Origin of the sequence: Actinoplanes sp. NPDC049118 (assembly GCF_040648555.1) — a bacterium.
Taxonomy (GTDB): Bacteria; Actinomycetota; Actinomycetes; order Mycobacteriales; family Micromonosporaceae; genus Actinoplanes.
In genome coordinates this window covers 1-2,923 of the sequence record NZ_JBEZDY010000072.1, presented here as the reverse complement: position 1 = coordinate 2,923, position 2,923 = coordinate 1, and the positions used below count along the sequence as shown (strand labels likewise).

Sequence of the window (2,923 nt, the reverse complement as noted above, 5' to 3'; positions counted from 1 at the left end):
GACATCAGCATCAACAGCAAGGCCTCCAGCCTCGCCGCGTTCCGCAAGCTCGCCGCCGACCCGATCTTCAACGTCACCATCAAGTAACCCACCACCCCGCACGACCCCACGAGCCGCCCGGCACACCAGCCGGGCGGCTCGACCGCTTCCCGGCGCCTGCGGATCGACATTGTCAGACGCCGATGTGCGTGGCATGATCCGTGCGCTTCGCGTCTCATGCGGGGCTTCACGGGGGAGAACGAAATGGTGGTAAGGCGGTCCACGTACGCGTTTTACGTGGCATTGGTCAGCATTCTGGTGCTCGGTGGATTCCTGAATGCGGGCAGGCCCGCGCAGGCGGCACCCGGCGCGGTTGTCACGGTGAAGGGCGAGGCCCGGCCCGAGCCCGCGCCGGCGGAAAAGGTCGCGACCCGGCCGAAGGCCGTTCCGGACGATGATCTGAGCCCGCGGCGGGTCAACGTGAAGCCGGACGCCCGGCCGCCGGTGAAGTCGCGGAAGACGGCCAAGGCCGCTGCCGCTGCCGCCGCCGCCGGGTGTGGTGGGGGCGTGGCACAGTTCGGGAAGATCTACCGCTGCTCTTCGCTGTCGGGGGACCGGCAGGACGTCTTCACCGTGACCACGAGCGTGGCCGGGGACGTGCTGTACGGGACCGTCACCGAGACCGCGAACAACGACGTCACCGACAGCGTCGGCGCGATGCTGTACGACGCCGAGGGCAACTACATCTGCTACTACGGGTCCTACCCGGGCGGCTGTGAGCTCGGCGCCGCCGGGACGTACACCGTCGTGGTGGCGCTCGCGTACGGCGCGGGGGACAAGGCCTACACGCTGTCCGTACAGTCGCAGCGGACGCCGTCATCCTGCAGGACGCTCGGCAACGCGTTCTTCTCGTTCGCCTCGCAGGGCCGCACCGCCGAGCTTGCACACGGGTCGGCGGGGGACTGCTACACCTTCGACCAGCCGGCCGGCAGCGTGCTGCAGATGTACGAGCCGCGGGAGTCGAACGGCGGCGACGTGCAGGGCCACATCCTCAACGCGGAATACCAGCCGGTCTGCCCGGTCCAGTACGCCTACGCCTGCACGCTGGACACGCCGGGACCGTACCGCCTGATGATGTACGAGTCGTACGGCAACGCCGCCACGTACACGCTGCGAATGTCGCGGATCTCCAACTCGACGGGCTGCCCGGTGCTGCGGCCCGCCGCCTTCGGCGACCCGGGCAGCGCCGCCGGCACCGGCACGCTCGAAGCCGAGAAGGACGTCGCCTGTCACAAGCTTCGCGCCTCCTCCGCCGGTGGCGTCGCGGTCCGGATCTTCAACGACCAGTCGATCTGGTGGAACCTCTACGACGACGCCGGTCACGTGGTCTGCGACAAGTACGAAAGCCTGCGCGCCTGCCAGCTTCCGGCGGCGGGCGACTACACGATCATCACGGGCAACCAGGGCTGGGAGCCGGTCACGTACCAGATCGCGGTGGCCGCCCTCTACCGGCCCGCCGGATGCGCAACCGGCACGGCGCTGCGGTGGGACCAGGCGGCGGCGCTGCTGCACCAGACGTCCCCGGTGCAGACGAACTGCCAGCAGTTCCAGGGCAAGGCCGGCCAGCGCGTCGTCGTGTACGCGGCGCCGACCCGGTACAACGAGACCTCCGAGACGGTCGTGGACGGCACGGGCCGGGCGCTCTGCCTCGGCTACAGCGAGGAGACCGGGTGCCTGCTGCCGGCCGACGGCACCTACCGGGTGATCTCGTACCTGGACCGGTGGGACTCCGAGAGCTCCGACGAGACGTACAAGGTGCAGATCCGCAGCCTCTCCGCGCCGAAGGGCTGCCCGGTGGTGCGGCCGGGCGGGTTCAACGAGCCGCCGGCCGGCGCTTACGGACCCATCCGCTGCCGGATCCTGCGGATCCCGGGCCCGGGCACCTACCAGATCCGGGCGTACGACGACGAGAACTACCAGACGTACGCCGCGGTGTTCGACACCACCGGACACCGGATCTGCGACGACTCCGGAAGGTGCGAGTTCCCGGCGGCCGGCGACTACACGCTGGTGCTCTCCGCACAGTCCACCGGCAAGGTCATCGACAACGACTTCTCGTACGTCCTGAGCGTGCTGCCGCAGCGGCCCGCGGGATGCCCGCCGCTGTCGCAGGAGCTCTACCGCGGCGTGTTCACCGCCCCGGGCCAGGTCCTCTGCGTTCAGCTGCCGCAGCCGACCGGGCAGCGCATCGTCGAGCTGGTCCCCGCCGAGAGGAGGTACCCGCTCACGCGGGTCTACGACTCCGAGGGCACGTACATCTGCGACTCCTCGTACGAGTTGTGGCAGACCAGCTGTGAGCTGGACGGAACCGCCCCGTACGTCGCCGTCCTCTCGCAGCAGGAGGGTGAGGTGCCCGGCCCGTTCGCGGCCCGCTTCCTGCGGGTCGACGGCCCGCCGTCCTGCCCGGCCTTCGACGGCGCGGCGCTGACGCTCACCACCGGCGGCGACGACTTCTCGGCCTGCCGCAGCATCCCCGCCGACGCGCACACCGCCAGGGAGATCTTCACCTGGAAGCGCACGGCGGGCACCGGCGGCGCCTATCTGTCGATCTTCGACTCCAACGGTGTCCGTCGCTGCGGCCCGACCGGGACGTTCCCGGAGCGCACGGCGACCTGCGCCCTCCCGGCCGGCCAGCTCACGGTGATTCTCAACGCCACCGAGGCGGACGCGACCTTCGAGCTGACCCGCCAGCCCTGAGGGATCGGAGGGCGGCCCGCTCATTGCGGTGCCGCCCTCCTGCCCAGGTCAGCGCTGCGCCCTCGGCAACCTCTGCTCTGCCGACTCCTGTCCTGTGTCCGGTACCACCCGGATGGCGAGGTTTTTCGGCGCCGAAATCCTCAAGTCGTGGTGTTCAGACCGTTCGCAACTCGGCGGCACCTGTTCG

General features: G+C 70.0%; 1 protein-coding gene. It reads left to right on the top strand.

Annotated elements, in window-relative coordinates:
- Window positions 1–243 precede the first annotated feature (243 nt).
- Window positions 244–2,736: a hypothetical protein gene (locus tag AB0B58_RS42210; RefSeq protein ID WP_360237024.1), complete on the top strand. Its 2,493-nt coding sequence runs from the start codon at window positions 244–246 to the stop codon at window positions 2,734–2,736.
- Window positions 2,737–2,923: the final 187 nt, after the last annotated feature.

What these genes read in the sequence shown, in the direction of transcription:
- AB0B58_RS42210 (WP_360237024.1), top strand. Translation starts at nt 244, where the DNA reads ATGGTGGTAAGGCGGTCCACGTACGCGTTTTACGTGGCATTGGTCAGC.